This is a genomic window from Vogesella amnigena, from assembly GCF_042648905.1.
In the GTDB taxonomy this organism is placed as follows: domain Bacteria; phylum Pseudomonadota; class Gammaproteobacteria; order Burkholderiales; family Chromobacteriaceae; genus Vogesella; species Vogesella amnigena.
On sequence record NZ_JBHRYH010000011.1, the window covers coordinates 1 to 21422 of the forward strand.

Here is a 21422-nt window from a genome sequence, read left to right on the forward strand (position 1 = left end):
GCCGCCAGCGTTCAATCTGAGCCAGGATCAAACTCTTTAGTTCAAATCCAAGCAATTTTTTGGCACGCAAGTTCAAAGAAACCGAATAACAGCCGAAGCTGACATTCGTGTCACTTTCTCTTGCAGTGCAAGTGTCTGGCTCGCCAGGCACTTACACCTATCGGTTATTTGGTTTGTTAAAGAGCGGGCTGACTTCGTTTCGTGTCGTCGTCAGCTGATGGAGCGAACTATACGCATCGCTTTTCGCCTCGTCAACAGTATTTTTTACAAAAACATGAGCATTTGAAAACAAGCACACCTAACACACTGTAAACAAACAAAAATACCAAATGAAAATCACAATTAACGTTTCATCAAACCCTACGATCTGGCCTGATTCGATGCTTACAGCAGCTACTGATGTGCAAATAGCCCGCTTTTCAGTAGTTTTTATTCGACTTGCCGCAAAATGATAAAGGGCCGCATTGGCGGCCCTGGTGCCAGCACCAGCACAGGCTGGTCTGCTATTGCTTAGCTACGGTAGTCAGCGTTGATCTTCACGTAGTCGTAGGAGAAGTCGCAGGTCCATACGGTGGCGCTGGACAGGCCACGACCGAGCACTACGCGCACCGTGATTTCATCCTGCTTCATCACACGTTGGCCGTCTTCTTCCTTGTAGTCCGGGTTGCGGCCACCGTCCTTGGCGACCAGTACGTCGTCCAGATACATCTCCAGGCGATCCACATCCAGGTCGGCGATGCCGGCGTAACCGATGGCGGCCAGCAGGCGGCCCAGGTTCGGATCGGAAGCAAAGAAAGCGGTTTTCACCAGCGGCGAGCGACCGATGGCATAACCCACTGCCTTGCATTCGGCAATGGTGCGGCCGCCTTCTACCTGTACGGTAATGAACTTGGTAGCGCCCTCGCCGTCACGCACGATGGCCTGTGCCAGTTCGATAGCCACGTCCAGCACCGCCGCTTTCAGCTGCTCGTAGGCGGCGGAGGTAGCGCTGTCGATGCGCGCCGCACTGCCCTGACCGGTGGAGATCAGCATGAAGCTATCGTTGGTGGAGGTGTCTCCATCAATGGTGATGCTATTGAAGCTGAGATCGGCCACCTCTTTTACCAGCTGGTTCAGCAGCGGACGGGTAACCGGCGCATCAGTGGCGATGAAGCCGAGCATGGTGGCCATGTTCGGGTGGATCATGCCGGCACCCTTGGCGATGCCGGTGATGTTCACCGTCTGGCCGTCGATCTGGATGGTGCGGCTGGTGGCCTTGGGCGCCACGTCGGTGGTCATGATGGCTTCGGCGGCATCGGCCCAGCTGGCGGCCTGGCGCTGCGGCAGCGCGGCAATGATCTTGTCTACCGGCAGCGGCTCCAGAATCACGCCGGTGGAGAACGGCAGAATCTGCTCCGGCAGGCAGTCGAGTTCTGCGGCCAACGCCTCACACACGGCGCGGGCGTTCTGGCGACCGGATTCGCCGGTACCGGCGTTGGCGTTACCGGTGTTGACTACCAGCGCACGGATCTGCACGCCAGCATCCAGGTGCTGTTTGCACAGCTGTACCGGTGCGGCGCAGAAGCGGTTCTGGGTAAACACACCAGCCACGGTATTGCCTTTGTCGAGGCGAATCACCAGCACGTCCTTGCGGCCCGGCTTCTTGATGCCGGCTTCGGCATAGGCCAGATCCACACCGGCAATGGGAGCGAGTTGGCTGTTGTCCACGGGCTTGAGATTGACTGGCATGGCGATTCTCCGAAATTTGATGTCGCAAGATTGTAACTGAATCGCCGGCCGCACATCACCCGTAGCAGGCATTAACGCTGTCGCGGATCAAAGGCGCAGGCCGATGAGGCGCGGTTAATCAGCGACAGGCGCTGCCTCTCAGCCTTCACCATGCTCGTGGATCAGCCCCAGCAGCGCCTCGCCATAGCGCGCGACTTTCAGTTCGCCCAGGCCATACACCTTTTTCAGCCCGCTCGGCGTTACCGGCCGCTGCTGTACCAGCTCCTGCAGGGTGCGATCGCTGCATACCGCGTAGGCTGGCACGTTGTGCTCGTCGGCGGTGGCCTTGCGCCAGCGGCGCAGCGCGGACCACAGTCGCTCTTCGCGCTCGGTGCGCAGCCAGCGTTCGCTGTGCACGCTCTGGCGCTGGCGGGCCTCGGCCAGCGGGCGCAACTCGATCTGCTGCTCGCCCTTGAGAATGGCGCGGCAGGTATCGGTAAGCAGCAGCGACTGCCCCCGCACGATGTCCACCTGCAGCAGCTTGCGCGCCACCAGCTGACGAATTACCGAACGCCATCCTTTCTGGTTAAGTTCCTTGCCGATGCCGAAGGTGGACAGCTTATCGTGCCCTGCCTGCTGCACATACTGGTTGGGACGCCCCAGCAACACGTCGATGATGTGGCCGGCCGGATAACGTTGGCCGCAACGGTAGATACAGGACAGCAACTTCTGCACCACCACGGTAGCATCGTAGGTGGCAGGCGGACGCAGGCAGTTGTCGCACTGGCCGCAGGGCTGCGCCGCCTCGCCGAAGTAAGCCAGGATCTGCTGCCGGCGGCAGCTGGGGGTTTCGCAGTAGCCCAGCATGGCGTCAAGCTTGGTCAGCTCCACCTGCTTCTGCTGCGCCGGGCTGTCGCCGCCCTCGATCATCTGCGTCAGCTGCACCATGTCGTTGAGGCCGTAACACAGCCAGCTGGTGGCCGGCAGGCCGTCACGACCGGCGCGGCCGGATTCCTGATAGAAGTTCTCCGGGCTCTTGGGCAGGTCGATGTGAGCGACGAAGCGCACGTCCGGCTTGTCGATGCCCATGCCGAAGGCGATGGTGGCCACCATCACGATGCCATCCTCGCGCAGGAAGGTGCGCTGGTTGCGGTCGCGATCTTCGTGGCTCATGCCGGCGTGATAGGGCAAGGCGCGTATGCCGTTTTCGCACAGCCACTGCGCGGTATCGTCCACCCGCTTGCGCGACAGGCAGTAGACGATGCCGGATACACCGGGGTAATCGTTCTCGATAAAAGCCAGCAGCTGCTTCTTGGCGCTGTCCTTTTCCACTACCTGGTAGAACAGATTAGGCCGGTCGAAGCTGGTGATGAACTGGCGCGCATCCTGCAGCTGCAGGTAGTGCAGCATGTCGGCGCGAGTTTCGGCGTCGGCGGTAGCGGTGAGCGCGATGCGCGGCACTTGCGGCCAACGCTGGAACAACTGACCCAGCTGCTGGTATTCCGGGCGGAAGTCGTGCCCCCACTGGCTGACGCAATGCGCCTCGTCCACAGCGAACAGCGCGATCTGCGGCAGGCTGGCAAGAAACTCCAGGAAGCGCGGCGACAGCAAGCGCTCCGGTGCCACGTACAGCAGGTCGAGCTGGCCTTCGCGGGCGAAGTGCGCAATGGCGCGCGCCTCGTCCTGCGTGGTAGCGGAGTTGAGGCAGGCAGCCGCCACACCGGCTTCGCGCAGCGCGGCCACCTGGTCCTGCATCAGCGCGATCAATGGCGATACCACCAGCGCAAGGCCGGGGCGCAGCAATGCCGGGATCTGGTAGCACAGGCTCTTGCCGCCACCGGTAGGCATCAGCACCAGCGCATTACCGCCGTCTGCCACATGGGCGATGATGTCGGCCTGCATGCCGCGGAAAGCCGGGTAGCCGAAGGTATTCTGGAGAAGGGAGAGTGCGTCCTGCATCGGGATTCTTCACGTGAAGCGCGCATTGTACGCAAAAAGCGCCTGATCGCGCGCTTTCCCCCGCCGGCGAAGGGAAACACTACTGCGCCAAGGCCTATCTATGCGAGACTTGCATAGTTAATGCAGCCTGAACCAGATCATGAAGTCTTATTTCCTGTTTGCCCTGGCCACACTGGCCCTGACCGGCTGCGCCACCAGCAGTGGCGTGGGCGGCAAAACCGGCGGTGCCAAAGCCGGCATCCTGACTCCGGCCAAACCGGCACCGCAACAGCGCGCCCCCGTCATCGCCAATGCAGAATGGATCATCCTGGGCGTATCCCCCAGTGGCAACATCCTGCATGAAATCGACCGCCTGAGCATTCAGCGCAAAGGCTCGCTGACCGTGTTCCGCGACCGCAAGACCATCTTCAACCCGAAGAAGGAAAACTTCCTGAACACACCGCAGCACAAGCAGTCGATCAACAGCTGGGAGGTGGACTGCATTGCTTCCACTTTCCGCCTGGCAGCCATGCAGCTGCTGGATGACAGCGGCCGGGTGATACTGAGCCGCAGCTATAGTGACAGCGAAATCCGACCGATGCCGGTGGTACGGCAATCGGCATCGTTCCAGCAAATGGAATACGTTTGCAAACAGGCGCTGGCCGTCTGAAGCAAGCACCGGCCACTGGCCGCGAACTGACAAGGGGTGATCATGCGCAGGGTGGTATTCAATCAGAAAGGCGGGGTGGGCAAATCCACCATTACCGTCAACCTGGCAGCCGCCGCTGCCAAGGCTGGCCGCAAGGTGCTGCTACTGGACCTGGACCCGCAAGGCAATGCCAGCCACTACCTGAGCGGCAGCAGCGTGCCACCGGAGCATGCCAATGCCGCCGCGTTTTTTGGCCAGATGCTGAATATCAGTCTGTTCGAGAAAAAGCCGGCCGAATTCGTGTTGCCCACCCAGCATGACAACCTGCACCTGCTGGCTTCACACCCGGAGCTGGCCGAGCTGATGGTGAAGCTGGAAGCGCGCTACAAGATGTTCAAACTGCGTGAAGCGCTGCTGCAGCTGGAGGCCGATTACGATGAAATCTGGATCGACACCCCGCCGGCGCTGAACTTCTATACCCGCTCGGCACTGATTGCGGCCAACCGCTGCCTGATTCCGTTCGACTGCGATACCTTCTCGCGCCAGGCCCTGCTGGGTCTGCTGGACAGCGCCGCCGAGATTCGCTCGGATCACAACCCGGAGCTGCAGATAGAAGGCATCGTGGTAAACCAGTATCAACCGCGCGCCAGCCTGCCGGCGCGCATGGTGCAGGAGCTGCGCGACGCCGGCCACCCGGTGCTGTCTCCCCCGCTGTCGGCGTCGGTGAAGATCCGCGAATCGCACGAGCGCTGCCTGCCGATGGTGTTCCTGGATGCGCGCCACAAGCTGGCGCAGGAGTTCAGCCAGCTCTACGCCAACCTGGCCCAGCACTGACACCACGACAACCGCCGGTCTTCCCGTCGATGAAAACCGAGCTCAAGCCAGCCACGCTACTGCTTTCCAGCCTGCTGCTGGCGCTATGCCTGTGGTTGCTGGCCATGCTGCTGTTGCAGCAGTCCAGCGAGAAAACCATGCGCAGCCGCCAGCTGGAGCAGGCCGGTCAACGTATCGCCCAGCTCAACCAGCAGCTGCTGCAGCTGATGCAGAACGGCCAGACCGCCACCGAGCTGCTGCTCAGCAGCGATGGCAATCATGCGGCCGACAGCAGTTTTGCCCGCTACGCGCCTTACGTACTGTCCGCCAACCCGGCATTTGATTTTCTGGCCGTGGTGGCAAGGGTGGACCAGCACCAGCGCGAGGCCGTGGAACTGAGCCAGGGCCTGCTGCTGCGGCAGTTCGATGGCAACCGGCTGGTGCCGGCCAGCGTGCGCCCGATTTACTTTCCGGTAGCCGAGCAATACCCGGACGACAGCCAGGCGCTGCCGCTGCACCTGGATCTGGGCGTGCAGCCCGAAGTACACAAGGCGCTGCAGCGCGCCTTCGCCGACGGTTTGCCGACACTGGTGCAACTGCATGCCGGCAGCCGGCAGCGGCTGGCGCTGTTCTTCAGCAGCAAGACCCGGTCGCAGCCGGTGCTGCTGGGCATCGGCATCAACCCTGCACAACTGCTGAGCAACAGCAGCCAGGGGGAGGCAAGAGAACAACTGCGGCTGCGCATTCTGATTCAGGATCGGCAGCAGCCGCTGCTGGCCGACAGCCATCCGGAACTCGCCAGCGTACAGCTGCCACTGCTGCGCGCCAGCCGCACCATAGGCGGCCAGCAGCTACGCTTCGAAATCATGCCGGTCGACAGCGGCGGCAGCGACAACAGCAGCCACCTGCTGGCCGGCACCCTGCTGCTGGCCGCCATTGCCCTGCTGGCGCTGGCCGGCCGCCAGCTGTCACGCCAGAACCGGCAAACCCTGCACTACCAGAGCGGCATGATAGGCCGCCTGCAAGATAGCAACCTGTCGCTGAAAACCCAGCTGGAACGCCAGCGGGAGCGCGTGCAGCCACTGCAGGAAACCGGGGAGCGCTACAGCGCCCTGCTGGCGCAGCAAAGCGATGGCGTGCTGCTGCTGAGCAATAGCGGCCACGTGCTGCTGGTCAACCCCGCAGCCGCCCGCCTTATCGGCCAGCAGCAGGATGCGCTGCTGCAATTGCCAGCCGGCGCGCTGATCAGCGAATTGCACCACCCGCCGCGCAGCAGCTTTGCCGAGCATGTCGCCCCGCTGCTGGGCCATCCGTTCGAGGCACTGCTGATCTGCGACCAGTCCTTCATGCTGCAGGTGGAAATGTCGATCAGCCAGATCCAGCCCGACCATGCCGCGGCGTTCTACCTGGTGGTGTGCCGCAATATCGCGGCGCGCAAGGAGCGCGAAGCCGCGCTGCTGCGTCTGACCGACACCCTGGCCGAGCAGGTGGAAACCCGCTCGCGCCAGCTGTCGGCACTGCTGGACGCCAGCCCGATGGCGATGGCCTACATTGTCGACCGCCATTTCAAGCAGGTGAACAAGGCATTTCTGAGCCTGTTCCAGCGCAGGGAAGACGAAATCCTGGAAGGCTCCACCCGCATCCTGTACGACAGCGATGAACAGTTCCTGCGCACCGGCCGCAGCGTCTACCCGGCGCTGAACAGCGGTGAAGTGACCCAGGACGACATCCTGCTGGTGCGCGGCGGCGGCGACACCATCTGGGTGCGCATGTTCGGTCGCGCGGTAAAGCCGGGCCAGCCTGCGCTGGGCTCGGTGTGGCTGTATCAGGATATTTCGGCGCAGCGCACCACCGAGGAGGCGCTGCGCCGCGCCCGTGACCTGGCCGAGGACACCAGCCGCGCCAAGACCGAATTCCTGGCCAATATGTCGCATGAACTGCGCACCCCGCTGCATGCCATTCTCGGCTTTGCCGAAATCGGCCAGCAGCAGGACGACCCGGCAGCGCTCCCCAAACTGCAACGCTATTTCGAGCGCATCCACCACAGCGGCAGCCGCCTGCTCTCGCTGCTGAACGAACTGCTGGACCTGTCCAAGATGGAGGTTGGCCGCATGGAATACGCCATGCAGCGCCACGATCTGCAACAGGTGATTCGCGAATGCGTGGAGGAAGTCCGTGGCCAGGCGGAACAGCATGCGGTGTCCTTGCTGTTCGTGCCGCTGCCGGATGAACTGCAGCTGGAACTGGACGCGTTCCGTATCGGCCAGGTGGTACGCAACCTGCTGTCCAATGCCGTCAAGTTCAGCCCGCCAGGCGGCCGGGTAAGCGTCACGGTGGACCCTGGGCTCAGCCCGGAATCGCCGGTATGCGTGGAAATCCACGACCAGGGGCCGGGCGTGCCGGAGCAGGAGCGCGACCATATCTTCGGCATGTTCATCCAGGGCAGCCTCACCAAGACCGGCGCCGGAGGCAGCGGGCTGGGGCTGGCCATCAGCCGCGAAATCGTGCTCGCCCATCACGGCAGCATCAGCGTGCGCAATGCTGAAGGCGGTGGTGCCATCTTCCAATTTACCCTGCCGCGCCGGCAGCACGGCCCACACAAGGAGAAATGAGCATGGGCAAGCGTTTGTTACTGGTGGACGACGAGCCGCTTAACCTGGAACTGCTTGGCGAGTTGCTGCAGGACGCCGGTTACGACACCGAAGCCGTGGCCAATGGCGAAGCCGCCTGGCAACTGCTGCAACAGCATGGCGAGCAATACGCCGCGGTGCTGCTGGACCAGATGATGCCGGGCATCAGCGGCTTCGAGCTGCTGCGCCGCATGAAGGCCAACCCGCACCTGGCCTTCCTGCCGGTAATCATGCAGACCGCGGTGGGTGCCGCCGCCAGCGTACAGGAAGGGCTGTCCTCCGGCGCCTTCTACTACCTGACCAAGCCGTTCTCGCGCGACATGCTGCTGGCGGTGGTGGCCGCCGCCACCGTGCACTGGGACCGTCACCAGTACTTCCGCGAGCTGGCCAGCCAGCAAATGGGGGCACTGCAGTTTCTGCAGCAGGCAGAATTCAGCTTTCGCACCCTGCAGGAGGCCCGCCATGTCGCCTCGCTGCTGGCCAAGACCAGCCCGGAACCGGAAAAGGTGGCCACCGGCCTGTTCGAACTGATCGTCAACGCCATCGAACACGGCAATCTGGGTGTGAGCTTCGAAGAAAAAACCCGCTTGCAGCAGCAGGAGCAATGGGAGCAAGAGCTGGAACGACGCCTGAGCGACCCGCAGCTGGGGCAGCGCAAAGTGCGCCTTAGCATGCAGCGCGACGCTCAAGCCCTGAGCTTTGAAGTGCGCGATGAAGGCGATGGCTTCGACTGGCAACAATTTCTGGCCCGCGAACCCGGCCAACTGCTGGCCAGCCATGGTCGCGGCATCATGATTGCGCGCCGGCTGTCGTTCGACGAACTGGAATATCGCGAGCGCGGCAACGTGGTACGGGCGGTAAGCTACCTGCCAGCCGCCTCGGCCGGCCAGGGCGGCAGCCAGTAAGCCGGCTGGCGCCTGGCGCGCAGAACCAGCCCCTGCCCCTGCCCCAGCCGCAACTGCAACGCGCCGTCACGGTCGGTGCGCCACACCGCCAGCCCCCGCTCGGCCAGGCGCTGCAACACCACGGGATGGGGATGGCGGTAACGGTTGCCATAGCCGGCACTGATGATGGCCAGCTGCGGCCGCACCGTATCCAGCCAGGCATCGGCACTGGCACTACGGCTGCCATGATGCCCAAGCACCAGCACCTGACTGCGCAGCGCCGCGCCATAACGCCGCACCAGTTCCTCCTCCACCGCCAGCGGCGCATCGCCGCTGAGCAGCACCGCCTGCCGCCAGGTTGCCACCCGCAACACGCAGCTGTGGCTGTTGTCATCTCCTGCGGTATCTGCATGCGGCCACAGCACATCAAAGCGCACGTCATCCCACACCCAGCTCTGCCCGGCGCGGCATGGCGTGGCGGCATGCTCCGGCACACTGCCCGGCTGGCCGCGCCAGATGCCGCGCACCGGCAAGGCGGCCAACACCCCGGATGCCGCACCATCGTGGTCGGCATCATGATGCGACAGCATCAGCGCCGGCCCCGTCGCCCCCAGCGCTCGCAGCACCGGCAACACCACGCGACCGGCATCTCCGGCGCCGGTATCGAACAGCAGATCGTGCTGCGCCGTCTGCAGCAGCACCGCCAGCCCCTGCCCCACGTCCAGCACCTCCAGCCACAACTCGCCAGCCGGCGGCCGTGGCGCGCGGTACAGCAGCAGCGGCAACAGCAGCAACACCCCGGCCAGACGCAGGCCGCGCGCCAGCGGCAGCAACAAGCACAGGCTGCCCAGCAAGGCAGCAGGCAGCAATAGCCACGGCAGGGCGGGAAACCACCACTGCGGCCCAGCTGCCAGCCAGTCCACCCCCAGCCAGAAACCATGTGCCAGCCAGCCGGCTGCCTGCGCCGGCCAGCCCCAGGGCAATAGCGACAACAGCGCCAGCGGCGTCAGCAACAGCGAAACCAGCGGAATCCCCACCGCATTGGCCAGCGGCGACAACCACGGCCATTGCCCGAACATGGCCGCCAGCGGCAGCAGTGATGCCAGCGTGGCGCGCCACTGCGCCCCCAGCAGCGCCGGCCAGTAGCCAGGGTGGGCGCGCAGGCCGGTTTCACCGGCAATCAGCGCCCCCACCAGGCCGAACGACAACCAGAAACCGGCGGCCAGCGCGGCAAACGGATCGAGCAACAACACCACGCTCAAGGCGGCCAACCATACCTGCCATGCCGACAGGCTGCGCAGTTGCCACAATGCCGCCACCGTGGCTGCCAGCATCCACACCGTGCGCTGGGTAGGTACCGAAAACCCGGCCAGCAGCGCATAGCCCAGCGCCGCCAACAGGCCGGCCAGCAGGGCGAGCCGCTGCGGCTGGCTCTGCGGCCACCGTCGCAGCAAGCGGCGAACCAGCCAGAACACCAAGCCGGCCAGCAGCGAAATATGCAGCCCGGACACGCTGACCACGTGCGTCAGCCCCGTGGCCGCCAATGCCTGCCACTGCGGCCGGCCAATATCCTGCTGCGCGCCCAGCGCCAGCGCCGCCACCAGCGCGGCATCCCGTCCCGGCCCGATCGTCCGGTACAGTCGCGCCACCAGCGCTTGCCGCCACCGATCCAGCCAGCCTGGCCCCCAGGTGGCCGTCGCTAGCGGCTGGCGCAGCTTGCCGATACTGCCGCTGGCCAGCACGCCCTCGCTCCAGTACCAGCGCGCGGCATCGAAGCCGGCCACGTTGGCCGCACCATGCGCCTGGCGCAGCCGCACCTGCAGCTGCCAGCGGCTGCCGGCCGGCCATTCCCTGCCGGCGTAATCGTTCAGCTCCAGCAAGGGTGGCAGCGGATGCGGCCCATCGGCATCCGGCACCAGCCGCAAGCGCACGCCGAATTCGCTGCGCCGCGGCAACTCCACCACCTGGCCACTGATCTGCAGCGGCACGCCAACCAGCGTCGCCGGCAGCCGCTGCGCCAGACGCTGATCGATGCGCCAGCCAGCCCAGGCCATGCCCAGCAGCAGGCACATCAGCAACAGCGGCAAGCGGCGCCGCCACCACAGCGGCCAACCGGCGATCACAGCGGCCAGCAGCAGATGCCAGTCCGGCGGGGCCGGCAGCCACACGCACAGCACCAGCCCCAGGCACAGGGCGATAAGCTTTTCCATCGCGCCATGCTATGCAATACGAATTATTGCCAGCAAGGTTGCCGCTGCCGGCGGCTTGCCGTATCTTCGCCGCCACTTGTCAGGAACCGCATCATGACCACCACCCCGCTGTACTGCGCCGAGCCGGCGCGCCGCGACACCGCGCAACAACTGGCTACCCGCTTTGCCCTGCCGCTGGTCAACCAGCGGCCGCAAGAAGGCTACTGGCTGGAGCTGGGGCCGGAGCGGCTGGAGCTGCTCACCAGCGGAAAGCACGGTGCGGTGTATGCCGAATTTGTCGACGGCGCCGCGCGCCACCGCCGCGAACAGGGCGGCGGCCGCGGCCAGCCGGTGGCCAAGGCCATCGGTCTGAAAGGGGCGAAGGATCTGCCGCGAGTGGTGGATGCCACCGCCGGCCTGGGCGGCGACAGCTTCGTGCTGGCCACGCTGGGCTGCGAGGTGACCCTGCTGGAGCGCTCGCCGGTAGCCGCCGCGCTGCTGCACGATGCGCTGGAGCGCGCGCGCTGGCACCCGGACACCATGGACATCGCCCGCCGCATGACCCTGGTGCATGCCGACGCCCGCAGCTGGTTGGCCGCACAGGCCGAACTGCCGGCGGAGCAACGCCCGGAGGTGGTGTTCGTCGACCCGATGTTCCCGGACACCGACAAGAAAAGCGCCGCCGCCAAGAAAGGCATGCAGGCGTTCCAGCACGTCATCGGCGACGACCTGGACAGCAGCGAGCTACTAGCCGCCGCCATTGCCGCCGCCACCGTGCGCGTGGTGGTGAAGCGCCCGCAACGCGGCCCGGCCATCGCCGGCGTCAAACCGTCGGCGGTGCTGGACGGCAAATCCACCCGCTTCGACCTGTACGTGATCAAGGCGCTGCGGCCAACGCCCTGATGCGGCCAGGCCGGTGCCAGACAAGTATTTCCCCGCTGCGGGCCAAGGCCCGCGCCTTACCTGCCAATTACCCGATGGAGCCAGTGGATGTCTGTTTTTAGTGTTGATTTCAAGGTGCGCGATTACGAATGCGATATGCAGGGCATCGTGAATAACGGGGTGTACTTCAACTACCTGGAACACGCCCGCCACGAGTTTCTGCTGGCGAAGGGCATCGATTTTGCCGAGCTGGCGCGCCAGAACATCAACCTGGTGGTGGTGCGCTCCGAGCTGGATTACAAGGCATCGCTCACCAGCGGCGACCAGTTCGTGGTCACCGTGGCGTTCGAGCCGGTATCCCGGGTGCGCTTCGGCTTCCGCCAGCAGGTGATCCGCCAGGCAGACAACAAGGTGGTGCTGGAAGGCCTGATCATCGGCACCGCCATCAACGAGCGCGGCCGCCCGGCGATTCCAGAGGCATTCGCCGAACAGCTGGCAGGCTGAACCGCCTCGCAAGCGATATGCGGCCAACCCGGCTAATGCCGTTCACTTAAGCAAGTGAACGGCATTTTTGTCTGTGCGTGCAGAGCGATGCCCAACGTTTACCGTGTTGCTTTGCTGTGTTGTCGGGCATGGAATCCGCTACGCGGATAATAATTTTGGTGCCGGTTCCGCCCGGCTGACAGGTTAAGGGGGCCACCGCGGCCCCCTTAACAATCCCCAGCACCCCGGCGGCTGCTCGAAACCCCGAGCAAAACGGCACGCCCCAGGCACCGCCGAACTCGCCGCGCGCTAGCGTCGCGCGGCTCAAACATGCGGCGGCTTAAGACCTGGGGCATACCCTTTTGCCCGGCTCGCGCCAACGGGCTTGGGGCAAATCGTTACTGTTCTAGTTCTCGACGAAATGGAAAAAGCCTTAAGTGAACAGCATTAGGCCACACCGGCCGCATTTTTTCGCCTACACGAAGCGCCGCTGCAAGCGCAGGAACAGCGCCAGCCCCAGGCCCATGGCCGCCAGCAGCCAGAAGAAATCCTGCCCCGCCTGCAGCAGCAGTGGCCCGCTACCGGCGCCTGCCAGCTGCGGCGCATGCGCCATGCTGCGCTGCTGCAGGATGATCACGCCCCACGACAGCCCCACCGCATTGGCCACTTCGCGCATGGCGTTCTTCACCTGGTAGGCGTGGCTGAACACCTGTTCGTCCACTTGGCTGAACGTCGCTGCCGCCGTGGTGCCGAGAAAGAACGGCATGAACAGGCTGTGCAGCAGGAACAGCCCGGCCGGCAGCAGCCAGGCCGGATTCCCCGGCTGCGCCAGCGCCAGCAGCACAGCCGCCGCCGCCAGCATCAGCCCGCCGGCAAACAGGTAGCGGCGCACATTCGGCCAGCGCAGCATCAGCGCCAGGTGCAGGATGGCGAACGGCAAGGCCAGCAGGCCGGTGATGCTCAGCCACAGGCCGCTGTGCAGCTGATCCATGCCCAGCCCCTGTGCCATGTACAGCGGCAGCACATAGGCAGTGCCGGATACCACCAGGTAACCCGCGCCATACACCCCCATGCCCCACAGGTAGCGCTCGCTGGTAAAGCGGTGGTAAGGCACCAGTGGCGTGCGCCGGCGCCATTCGTGGCGCAGATACAGCAGCAGCAGGCCACAGGCCGCCGCCCCCAGCGCCCACAGCGTGGCGCCGTCGCTCCACAGCGCGAAGCGTGCGCGCTCCAGCACGAACTGCAGCAGGAACACGCCGGCTGCCAGCAGGGCAATCGCCCAGGGGTGGGCGCGGTCCGGCCGTGCATTCGCTATCGGCTCATGCACCGGCACCGCGCGCCGCACCAGCCAGTCGGCCAGCCACACCAGCGGCAGCATGACCAGGAACAGCGCCTGCCAGCTGCCCACCGCCAGCAAACCTGCGGCCAACAGTGGCGCCAGCCCGGAGCCCAGCATGATGCCGCCAGGCAGGAACACCATGGCCTGCAGCCGCGACGGCCCCTGGTAATGCATGATCTGCACCCGCGAGGCGGTAAAGAACGCCGCGCCGCCCAGCGCCTGCACCATGCGCGCGGCGATGAAGGCCGCCGGAGTGCTAGCCAGCGCGCACAGCAGCGCCCCGCCGCCGAATGCCAGCAAGGACCAGCGCAACATGCGGCGGTAGCCCAGCCGCTGCACCCACCAGCGGTGGCCGAGAATCATCAGTACCGCCACGGCGGCATAGCAGGCCGCTGCCAGGCTGAACTGCTGCGGCGTGGCCCCCACGCCCGTGCTCACCGCATGCGAGCCGAACGCCAGCATCACGCTTTGCAGATACTCCAGCAGCACCAGCATGCTGATGGCGGCATGGTGCAAGGTGTAGCGGGGCGCGAGCAGGGAGGGACGGGACATGGCGGACAGCACCGGGAGAGAACAGGTCCGCATTATCGAAAACGGCGCATCATCAGGGAAATCGATTGTTATCATACACTTCATGAACAATATCGATTTCAGCCACGACACCCTGCGGCGTCTGGATCTCAACCTGCTGGTGGCATTTGATGCCTTGATGCAGGAGCGCCACGTCAGCCGCGCGGCGGCCAGGCTGTATCTGGGGCAACCGGCGATGAGCCATGCGCTGGCGCGCCTGCGGCTGGTACTGGACGACCAGCTGTTCGTGCGCAGCGGCAACCGCATGCAGCCCACCGCCCGTGCACTGCAACTGGCACCGGCGGTGCGCGCCTGGCTGCAACAGGCGCAGCAACTGCTGGCGCCAGCGGGGGCGTTCGACCCGGCTGCGGCCAACGCCAGTTTCCGGCTGGCGGCGCCGGATGGCATGGAGGCAATGCTGTACCCGTCGCTGATCGCCACCCTGCGGCGGCAGGCGCCGGGGGTGCAGCTGCGCTCGCAACTACTGGAAATCGACCAGCAGCTGGCGGCGCTGGACAACGACGAAGTCGACCTGCTGCTGACCGCGGCACCGCTGGCACTGCACGACTGGCACAGTCGGCTCGCCCTGCACCAAACCGGTTTCAGCGCGGTGTACGCCCCCGGACAACTGACACTGCCGGCCAGCCCTACCCTTGCCGATCTGGCCAGCGTGGAACAGGTGGTGAGCAGCTATCGCGGCACCGCTGCCGGCATCGTCGACCACCTGTTCGCCCAGCATGGCCTGCAGCGCCACATCGTGGCACTGTCGGCCAGCCTGATGGCCATCGGCCACATCCTGCAGCAGGCGCCCCTGCTGTCGATCCAGCCCACGCTGTACCTGCCGCTGTTCCGTCAGCAGGGCGACATCCACTGCGTGCCGCTCCCGGCGGACACCAGCATCCGCATCGACCTGGTCTGGCACCGCCGCAACGATGGCAACCCGCTGCACCGTTACCTGCGCGAGCTGCTCGTGCAGCACTTCCGGCAGCTGTTTCCGTCGGCAGCCGGAGAGAGCTAGCCTGAGTCACATTTGGTCACAAACCGTCATCCAGATTGCGCAAACCCCGCATCGATATTGTGGTCAAATAGCCGCCAATTCTGTCTACGGAGTCTCTGCCATGTCCCGCCTGCGTCTTGCCGCCACCCTGTCCCTGCTGTCCATCACCGCGCTCAGCGGCTGCGCCAATATGTACAGCTCCGAATCCGCTGCCGTGTACAGCAAGTCCGACATGCGCCAGGTCCACGAGGTGGAATACGGCAAGGTGCTGGATGTGAAAACCGTGAAAATGGAAGGCGACAAAAACGACCTGCTGACCCTGGGCGGCACCGCGCTGGGTGGCATCGCCGGCAGCAGCATCGGTCAGGGCCGTGGCTCCGCCGCCGGCGCGGTGATCGGCGCCATGGTCGGCGGCATGGCCGCGCAAACCATGCAGCGCGGCGCCACCAAGGATGCCTACGAGCTGACGGTGCAGACCGACAAGGGTCGCACCATCTCCATCGTGCAGGAAGCCGATGTACCGATCAGCGCCGGCCAGCGCGTGAAAATCCTCACCGGCAACGGCACCGCCCGCGTACTGCCGATGTAATCTCCCTGCCGCCGGGCCCCCGGCGGCAGTTTTCATTTCTCCCTGTCGTTTTTCCCCTCCGTTTTTCCCTGTCATGCAATTCCGGGCGCGGTTTCTATAATTCCGGCACAACGGAGCAGACAAGGAGAACGTCATGCGCTTTCTCGACCACCTGGGGCTGCGAGCCAAGTTCCTGGTCAATTTCCTGGGCAGCGGCGGCGTGCTGGTGCTGGCGATCCTGTACTGCCTGTGGCAGATCCGCGATATCAGCCAGGACACCCGCGTCATTACTACCAATGCACTGCCATCGCTGCAGGCGGTAGCGGACATCAGCCAGCTGCGGCTGCGCTACCGGGTGCGCAGCCTGGAATACATGCTGGCTAGCCAGCCGGAAGAGCAGCTCAAGATGAGCAAATCCATGGATGAGCTGGATGGCTCGCTGACCGAGGCCTTCAAGGCGTACGAGCCGCTGATCGGCAGCGAGGACGAGCGCAAGGTCTACCAGCAGGCCGTTCAGGCGGCGGCAGACTACCGTGCGGCGGTGGCGCAGGCCATTGCGCTGCGTGGCGCCGGGCAGGAGGACGCGGCACAGGCGCTGCGCAAGGGCGACTGGGTGAAGCGCGCCAACGCGCTGCGCGACCAGACCGATGCGCTGAGCAAGCTGAATGCGGCCAACGCCCAGGCGGCCGGCGAGCGGGCGCAGCAGGCGGCGCAGCAGAGTATCCGCAACGGCATACTGGCACTGCTGCTGGGCATTGCCCTGGCGCTGGTGCTGTCACTGTTGATGGCCGGACGCATTGCCGGGCGGCTGTCGCAGACCGTGGACGCGGCGCGGCGCATCGCCAGTGGCGATCTGCGCAGCGAGCTGCCCCCCGGCAGCCGCGATGAAGTGGGCAAGCTGATCCAGGCCATGTCGGACATGCAGCTGGCACTGCGCGAGACCATGCTCGGCACCCGCCGCAATGCCGACTCGCTGCGGCTGTCGTCGCAGGACCTCAACGACTCGGTGCAGCGCATGGAGCAGGCGGTGGAGCTGCAAAGCGAAGCCGCCGCCGGCATTGCGGCCAACGCCGAGGAGCTGACCACCTCGATCAGCCACGTGGCCGACAGCACGGTGGAGGCAGCAGGGCTGACCCACGATTCCGACCGCCAGGCGCGCCAGGGCTACGACTCGCTGCAGGGGCTGATCGACAAGATCCGCCAGGTATCGCAGGTAGTGGAATCCGCAGCCGAGCGCATTGCCCGGCTGCAGGAAGACTCGGCACGCATTTCCAGCATCGTGGCAGTGATCCGCGATATCGCCGACCAGACCAATCTGCTGGCGCTGAACGCCGCCATCGAGGCCGCCCGCGCCGGCGAACATGGCCGCGGCTTTGCCGTGGTGGCGGACGAGGTACGCAAGCTGTCGGAACGTACCGCCCAGTCCACCAGCGAAATCGTGCAGATGGTGGCAGCCATCCAGGACTCCACCCGCGAGGTGGTGCAGGAGGTGGGCAATAGCGTCAGCCTGACCAATGACAGTGTCGGCAATGCCCGCCAGGCCGGCGACATCATGGCGCAGCTGCAACAGATGTCGCAGCAGGTGGCCGGCATCGTCAACGAACTGAGCGCCTCGCTGCGCCAGCAGTCGATCGCCTCCACCGAGGTGGCGCAGCGCATCGAGGTGGTGGTCAACCACTCCGAGGACGTTACCCACATCGCCCACCACGCCGCCGCCACTTCCGGCGTGATGAAGGACGTGGTGGCGGACATGGAAAAAATGGTCGCCCGCTTCCAGGTGTGAGCGCGCCGGCATTCGGCACAACCCTGCGGCCAACATCGCCTACAATGCGCGCAGTTATCGCAAGGAGAAGGCATGGAATCGCGCATTACCGAACTGGAAATCAAGCTGGCACTGCAGGAGGAGCTGATGGATGCGCTCAACCTGACCGTGGCCCGCCAGCAGCAGCAGATCGACCTGCTGCAGGAACAGCTGCGCCACCTGTACCGCCTGCAGCAGGCCGGCAGCCAGCCGGAAGAGCAGCGTTCGCTGCGTGACGACATTCCGCCGCACTACTAACGGGCACCTCGAAAAACTCCAGCTTTCGTCGCGATACTGCGTTGCTCACGAAAAATGTCTCCTTACATATCAAAATATATGCTGCGTCGAAATTTTTCGTTCGCGCCTTGTCTCGCTTAAAAATCCGGGTTTTTCGAGGTGCCCTAAACCATGCAGACACCCATCACCCTTGCCCGCGCACTGGCGCCACGCCTGGCCGGCCTGTGCTGGGGCATAGGCGGCAGTACCCTGCTGCAACAGCTGGAACTGGTAGAGCAGCCACACGATCTGGACATCATCACCAGCGCTCAGGATTTTGCCGCCGTATGCGCGCAGCTTGCTGCCATCGGCAGCGCCATTCCCCCGCCCGCCGACCCGCGCTACGCCACCCGCCATGCGGCCAGCTTCGTCATGGCAGACGGCCTGCAGGTGGATGTGCTGGCCGAGCTGGCACTGCGCCTGGACAAGGGCGTGTTCCACTGGCCGTTCGATGCCGGCGCCATCCGCGAGGCCGACGGCCTGCCGTGGTGCCTGCCGGAAGACTGGGCGCTGCTGTACCGGCTGAGCGGATGCGATGAACAGGTGGAAGCGCTGGACGAGTGGCTGAACGAACACGGTGTGCAACATCCGCAGCGACTGGCGGCCAACCTGTTTGCCGGCTATCCGGAACAGCTGCTGCGGCCAACCCTGCCCTGGTGGCCATGGGACGAATGACAGGCGCCTCGAAAAACCCGGATTTCTAAGCGAGACAAGGCGCGAACGAAAAATGTCGACGCAGCATATGTTTGATATGTAAGGAGATATTTTTCGCGAGCAACGCAGTATCGCGACGAAAGCTGGAGTTTTTCGTGGTGCCCTGACAGTGTTTTGCTATGCTGCCTAGCTGCCAGCCCATTGCGCCGACATGAAGAAACCACTGCTTGCCCTGCTGTTGCTGTGCACCCCGCTTAGCCTGACCGCGCGCGAAATCGTGCTCACCGCAACCGAGTTCCCGCCCTACACCACCACCACCCTGCCGCAGGATGGGGTGATGGTGGCATTGGCACGCGCTGCCTTTGCCCGCCGCGGCTTCGAACTGAAAGTGGACTTTCGCCCCTGGGCACGGGCCTTGAACGAAACGCAAAGCGGCCGTTTTGCCGGTGTGATGGCGCTGTGGTATTCCGCCGAACGCGCCAGCAAGCTGTATTACAGCCTGCCGCTGTTCAGCACCACGGTAGGCTTCTACAGCCGCTGCGACCGGCCGCTGGAAGTGGCGCAGCTGGGCGCGCTGCGCAAGTTGCGCATCGGTACCGTGCGCGGCTACAAGAACCCGGACATGTTTGACCGCGCCGGACTGCAGGGGCTGGATGCCAATGATGATCTGCTGAATCTGCGCAAGCTGGCCGTGGGGCGGCTGGATCTGGCACTGATGGACCGCGAACTCGGGCGCTACCTGCTGCAACGCGAATCGGAGCTGATAGACGCCGAGCTGTGCTGGCGGGAGCCAGCGGTGGAGGTGATGCCGCTGCATATTGGTTTCAGCAAGCGCCACCCGCAGGGCGGCATGCTGCTCACCGAATTCAACAGCGGCATGACCGAGCTGCGCCAGAGCGGCGAGTATGCCCGCATCCTGCGCCGCTACGGCGTCACGCCCTGAGCTGGCTAACCGGCCTGGTACCAGCGCTGGCTACGGTTGACGATGGCCACCACCGACAACATCACCGGCACCTCGATCAGCACCCCCACCACCGTGGCCAGCGCCGCGCCGCTCTCGAAGCCGAACAACGCGATGGCGGTGGCGACTGCCAGCTCGAAGAAATTGCTGGCGCCAATCAGCGCCGACGGGCCGGCCACGCAGTGTGCCACCTTCAGTTTCTTGTTCAGCCAGTAGGCCAGCATGGAATTGAAATACACCTGGATCAGGATCGGCACCGCCAGCAGCGCAATCACCAGCGGCTGGGCGATGATCTGCGGCCCCTGGAAGGCGAACAGCAGCACCAGAGTCAGCAGCAGCGAGCCCAGCGACAGCGGGCCGATACGTGCCATCACCGCGGCCAACCTGGCTTCGCCGCCCTGCGCCAGCAGCACGCGACGCACGATCTGGCTGATGATCACCGGCACCACGATGAACAACAGCACTGATACCGCCAGCGTATCCCACGGCACGCTGATGCTGGACAAGCCCAGCAGCAAGCCGACAATGGGCGCAAAGGCGAACAGCATGATCACATCGTTGATCGCCACCTGGCTGAGAGTGAACTTGGCATCGCCACGGCACAGCCCGCTCCACACGAATACCATCGCGGTACATGGTGCAGCCGCCAGCAGGATCAGCCCGGCGATATAGCTGTCGATCTGTGCCGCCGGCAGCCAGGGAGCAAACAGCTGGCGCACGAACAGCCAGCCCAGCAGCGCCATCGAGAACGGCTTCACCAGCCAGTTGATCGCCAGCGTCACACCGATGCCGCGCGCGTGACGCATCACCTCGCCCATGGCGGCAAAATCCACCTTCACCAGCATCGGGATGATCATCAGCCAGATCAGCACCGCCACCGGCAGATTGACCTCGGCCAGTTTCATGCCGCCCAGTGCCTGGAACACGCCCGGCGCCAGCTGGCCGGCGGCGATGCCCACCACGATGCAACCCAGCACCCACCAGGTGAGATTGCGTTCGAAAAAACCGATGCCGCCCTGCGGCCCCGGCTGTGCAGTGGCTTGCTGTACGCTCATTGCTGACCGATCTCCACCAGTTTCTGTTTCAGTGCCAGCGCATCCAACTTGTCCACCGGCAAGGACATGAACAGCTCCACCCGCCGCTTCAGGATCATGAATGCCTTGGCGAACGCCGCCATCGCCTCTTCGTCGTTGCTACCCACGCCAGCCGGATCATCCACCCCCCAGTGCGCGCGCATCGGGTGGCCTGGCCATACAGGGCAGGCTTCGCCGTCGGCATTGCCGCACACGGTGAACACGAAGTCCATCTTGGGGGCTTCCGGCAGCGCGAACTCGTCCCAGCTCTTGCTGCGGTAGCCCTCGCTCTGCAGGCCATGTTTTTGCAGGGTCTTGAGCGCATAAGGATTGACCTTGCCGGTAGGCTGGCTGCCGGCGCTATATCCCTTGAAACGTCCCTGGCCCAGGTGGTTGATCAGCGCTTCGCCCAGAATGCTGCGCGCCGAGTTGCCGGTGCAGAGGATCAGTACGTTGTACACCTTGTCAGTCACGGGACTTCCTTTCCTTGGAAACAATGGCTTCGATGTTCTTGCGTCCGATCAGCTGGATCTTCTGCGGGGCTGGCGCACAGCAGGCTGCCTCGCTGATGGCGTTGCTGCTTGGTGCGCAGCAGCTGTCCGGGTTGGCCGCAGCAGCAAGCGGTGCGTCGTTGTAGGTAGGTGCGCTGTCCAGCGTGTGGTAAGTCTCCCAGGCAATGCCGGATGGGTCCTGCACCCAGTGCTTGTCGGACTTGGCATAGCAGCAGGTGGTGCCTTCCTCGCTCAGCGCTGCCATGCCGGCCGCGTCGATACGCTGCTTCAGCTCGGCCAGCTCGTCGGCGTTTTCCGCCTGGATGCCCAGATGATCCAGCCCCGCCCGGGCGCCGCGCTGGCTGATGGCGAAGTTGACGCGCGGGTCATCCAGCAGCCACTTGGCGTAATCCGGCTTGTGCACCGTCGGCTCGGCACCGAACAGCGCGTTGTAGAAGCGGATGCTGGTGGCCAGATCATCCACCGAGACGTGAATATGCAGACGTTTCATGACAGT

19 protein-coding genes are annotated in these 21422 nt (G+C 64.6%); 12 read left to right on the forward strand and 7 right to left on the reverse strand.

Annotated features, from left to right (window positions below):
* Nucleotides 1–510: 510 nt before the first annotated feature.
* Together argJ and recQ are read right to left on the reverse strand one after the other, a co-directional pair.
* Entirely contained in the window at nt 511–1728 is a 1218-nt protein-coding gene (argJ, locus tag ACFOKJ_RS04710) for a bifunctional glutamate N-acetyltransferase/amino-acid acetyltransferase ArgJ (RefSeq protein WP_390276970.1), read from the reverse strand.
* A gap of 138 nt (nt 1729–1866) precedes the next feature.
* A complete protein-coding gene (gene recQ / locus ACFOKJ_RS04715; protein ID WP_390276971.1) occupies nt 1867–3666 on the reverse strand; it encodes a DNA helicase RecQ in 1800 nt (599 codons plus the stop codon).
* 139 nt (nt 3667–3805) lie between these two features.
* On the opposite strand from recQ, the gene ACFOKJ_RS04720 reads away from it, so the two are divergent.
* The 4 genes from ACFOKJ_RS04720 to ACFOKJ_RS04735 are packed head-to-tail and all read left to right on the forward strand — an operon-like array spanning nt 3806 to nt 8642.
* Complete coding sequence (locus tag ACFOKJ_RS04720) at nt 3806–4315, forward strand: surface-adhesin E family protein (RefSeq protein ID WP_390276973.1); 510 nt, start codon at nt 3806–3808, stop codon at nt 4313–4315.
* Between the two features lie 42 nt (nt 4316–4357).
* Nucleotides 4358–5128 (forward strand): ParA family protein, encoded by a 771-nt coding sequence (locus ACFOKJ_RS04725; RefSeq protein ID WP_390276974.1) that lies wholly within the window; start codon nt 4358–4360, stop codon nt 5126–5128.
* Between the two features lie 29 nt (nt 5129–5157).
* On the forward strand, nt 5158–7719 hold the full coding sequence (locus ACFOKJ_RS04730) for an ATP-binding protein (protein ID WP_390276975.1): 2562 nt from the start codon (nt 5158–5160) through the stop codon (nt 7717–7719).
* A 2-nt stretch (nt 7720–7721) separates the two neighbouring features.
* Nucleotides 7722–8642 carry a response regulator gene (locus ACFOKJ_RS04735; protein WP_390276976.1) on the forward strand — a complete coding sequence of 307 codons (921 nt, stop codon included), beginning with the start codon at nt 7722–7724 and terminating at the stop codon, nt 8640–8642.
* Here ACFOKJ_RS04735 and ACFOKJ_RS04740 read toward each other — a convergent pair.
* Nucleotides 8600–10831 (reverse strand): DNA internalization-related competence protein ComEC/Rec2, encoded by a 2232-nt coding sequence (locus tag ACFOKJ_RS04740; protein WP_390276977.1) that lies wholly within the window; start codon nt 10829–10831, stop codon nt 8600–8602. The two genes, ACFOKJ_RS04735 and ACFOKJ_RS04740, sit on opposite strands and share 43 nt — an antisense overlap.
* Nucleotides 10832–10924: 93 nt before the next feature.
* Between ACFOKJ_RS04740 and ACFOKJ_RS04745 the strand changes: the two genes are divergently transcribed.
* A complete protein-coding gene (locus tag ACFOKJ_RS04745; protein ID WP_390276978.1) occupies nt 10925–11713 on the forward strand; it encodes a class I SAM-dependent methyltransferase in 789 nt (262 codons plus the stop codon).
* An 87-nt stretch (nt 11714–11800) separates the two neighbouring features.
* Nucleotides 11801–12196: an acyl-CoA thioesterase gene (locus tag ACFOKJ_RS04750; RefSeq protein ID WP_390276979.1), complete on the forward strand. Its 396-nt coding sequence runs from the start codon at nt 11801–11803 to the stop codon at nt 12194–12196.
* A 454-nt stretch (nt 12197–12650) separates the two neighbouring features.
* Here the strand turns inward: ACFOKJ_RS04750 and ACFOKJ_RS04755 are convergent, their stop codons facing one another.
* Nucleotides 12651–14066, reverse strand: coding sequence for an MFS transporter (locus ACFOKJ_RS04755; RefSeq protein WP_390276980.1), 1416 nt, complete (start codon nt 14064–14066; stop codon nt 12651–12653).
* An 82-nt stretch (nt 14067–14148) separates the two neighbouring features.
* Here ACFOKJ_RS04755 and ACFOKJ_RS04760 point away from each other — a divergent pair, with 82 nt between their 5' ends.
* The 6 genes from ACFOKJ_RS04760 to ACFOKJ_RS04785 all read left to right on the forward strand — a co-directional run bounded on the left by ACFOKJ_RS04760 (nt 14149) and on the right by ACFOKJ_RS04785 (nt 19323).
* Nucleotides 14149–15102, forward strand: a complete 954-nt coding sequence (locus ACFOKJ_RS04760) for a LysR family transcriptional regulator (protein WP_390276981.1) — start codon at nt 14149–14151, stop codon at nt 15100–15102.
* Between the two features lie 100 nt (nt 15103–15202).
* Nucleotides 15203–15670 carry an outer membrane lipoprotein gene (locus tag ACFOKJ_RS04765; RefSeq protein WP_390276982.1) on the forward strand — a complete coding sequence of 156 codons (468 nt, stop codon included), beginning with the start codon at nt 15203–15205 and terminating at the stop codon, nt 15668–15670.
* A gap of 133 nt (nt 15671–15803) precedes the next feature.
* Nucleotides 15804–17432, forward strand: coding sequence for a methyl-accepting chemotaxis protein (locus ACFOKJ_RS04770; protein WP_390276983.1), 1629 nt, complete (start codon nt 15804–15806; stop codon nt 17430–17432).
* Nucleotides 17433–17504: 72 nt separating this feature from the next.
* Complete coding sequence (locus ACFOKJ_RS04775; RefSeq protein WP_390276984.1) at nt 17505–17708, forward strand: SlyX family protein; 204 nt, start codon at nt 17505–17507, stop codon at nt 17706–17708.
* A 150-nt stretch (nt 17709–17858) separates the two neighbouring features.
* Nucleotides 17859–18401 (forward strand): hypothetical protein, encoded by a 543-nt coding sequence (locus tag ACFOKJ_RS04780; RefSeq protein ID WP_390276985.1) that lies wholly within the window; start codon nt 17859–17861, stop codon nt 18399–18401.
* A 190-nt stretch (nt 18402–18591) separates the two neighbouring features.
* Nucleotides 18592–19323, forward strand: a complete 732-nt coding sequence (locus ACFOKJ_RS04785) for a substrate-binding periplasmic protein (protein ID WP_390276986.1) — start codon at nt 18592–18594, stop codon at nt 19321–19323.
* 5 nt (nt 19324–19328) lie between these two features.
* Here ACFOKJ_RS04785 and arsB read toward each other — a convergent pair whose 3' ends face one another.
* The 3 genes from arsB to ACFOKJ_RS04800 are packed head-to-tail and all read right to left on the reverse strand — an operon-like array spanning nt 19329 to nt 21416.
* Nucleotides 19329–20396 (reverse strand): ACR3 family arsenite efflux transporter, encoded by a 1068-nt coding sequence (arsB, locus tag ACFOKJ_RS04790; RefSeq protein WP_390276987.1) that lies wholly within the window; start codon nt 20394–20396, stop codon nt 19329–19331.
* On the reverse strand, nt 20393–20887 hold the full coding sequence (locus ACFOKJ_RS04795; protein ID WP_390276988.1) for an arsenate reductase ArsC: 495 nt from the start codon (nt 20885–20887) through the stop codon (nt 20393–20395). The genes arsB and ACFOKJ_RS04795 overlap by 4 nt, the downstream gene beginning before the upstream one ends.
* The gene (locus tag ACFOKJ_RS04800; RefSeq protein WP_390276989.1) at nt 20880–21416 is read right to left on the reverse strand and encodes an ArsI/CadI family heavy metal resistance metalloenzyme; all 537 of its coding nucleotides are present in this window, start codon (nt 21414–21416) and stop codon (nt 20880–20882) included. Before ACFOKJ_RS04800 ends, ACFOKJ_RS04795 begins: the two co-directional genes overlap by 8 nt.
* Nucleotides 21417–21422: the final 6 nt, after the last annotated feature.

Excerpts from the sequence above, each read along its gene's own strand:
- ACFOKJ_RS04740 (WP_390276977.1), bottom strand. The coding sequence starts at position 10,831 with ATGGAAAAGCTTATCGCCCTGTGCCTGGGGCTGGTGCTGTGCGTGTGG.
- ACFOKJ_RS04770 (WP_390276983.1), top strand. The coding sequence starts at position 15,804 with ATGCGCTTTCTCGACCACCTGGGGCTGCGAGCCAAGTTCCTGGTCAAT.
- ACFOKJ_RS04765 (WP_390276982.1), top strand. The coding sequence starts at position 15,203 with ATGTCCCGCCTGCGTCTTGCCGCCACCCTGTCCCTGCTGTCCATCACC.
- recQ (WP_390276971.1), bottom strand. The coding sequence starts at position 3,666 with ATGCAGGACGCACTCTCCCTTCTCCAGAATACCTTCGGCTACCCGGCT.
- arsB (WP_390276987.1), bottom strand. The coding sequence starts at position 20,396 with ATGAGCGTACAGCAAGCCACTGCACAGCCGGGGCCGCAGGGCGGCATC.
- ACFOKJ_RS04730 (WP_390276975.1), top strand. The coding sequence starts at position 5,158 with ATGAAAACCGAGCTCAAGCCAGCCACGCTACTGCTTTCCAGCCTGCTG.
- ACFOKJ_RS04720 (WP_390276973.1), top strand. The coding sequence starts at position 3,806 with ATGAAGTCTTATTTCCTGTTTGCCCTGGCCACACTGGCCCTGACCGGC.
- ACFOKJ_RS04760 (WP_390276981.1), top strand. The coding sequence starts at position 14,149 with ATGAACAATATCGATTTCAGCCACGACACCCTGCGGCGTCTGGATCTC.
- argJ (WP_390276970.1), bottom strand. The coding sequence starts at position 1,728 with ATGCCAGTCAATCTCAAGCCCGTGGACAACAGCCAACTCGCTCCCATT.
- ACFOKJ_RS04775 (WP_390276984.1), top strand. The coding sequence starts at position 17,505 with ATGGAATCGCGCATTACCGAACTGGAAATCAAGCTGGCACTGCAGGAG.
- ACFOKJ_RS04745 (WP_390276978.1), top strand. The coding sequence starts at position 10,925 with ATGACCACCACCCCGCTGTACTGCGCCGAGCCGGCGCGCCGCGACACC.
- ACFOKJ_RS04725 (WP_390276974.1), top strand. The coding sequence starts at position 4,358 with ATGCGCAGGGTGGTATTCAATCAGAAAGGCGGGGTGGGCAAATCCACC.
- ACFOKJ_RS04800 (WP_390276989.1), bottom strand. The coding sequence starts at position 21,416 with ATGAAACGTCTGCATATTCACGTCTCGGTGGATGATCTGGCCACCAGC.
- ACFOKJ_RS04735 (WP_390276976.1), top strand. The coding sequence starts at position 7,722 with ATGGGCAAGCGTTTGTTACTGGTGGACGACGAGCCGCTTAACCTGGAA.
- ACFOKJ_RS04750 (WP_390276979.1), top strand. The coding sequence starts at position 11,801 with ATGTCTGTTTTTAGTGTTGATTTCAAGGTGCGCGATTACGAATGCGAT.
- ACFOKJ_RS04785 (WP_390276986.1), top strand. The coding sequence starts at position 18,592 with ATGAAGAAACCACTGCTTGCCCTGCTGTTGCTGTGCACCCCGCTTAGC.
- ACFOKJ_RS04780 (WP_390276985.1), top strand. The coding sequence starts at position 17,859 with ATGCAGACACCCATCACCCTTGCCCGCGCACTGGCGCCACGCCTGGCC.
- ACFOKJ_RS04755 (WP_390276980.1), bottom strand. The coding sequence starts at position 14,066 with ATGTCCCGTCCCTCCCTGCTCGCGCCCCGCTACACCTTGCACCATGCC.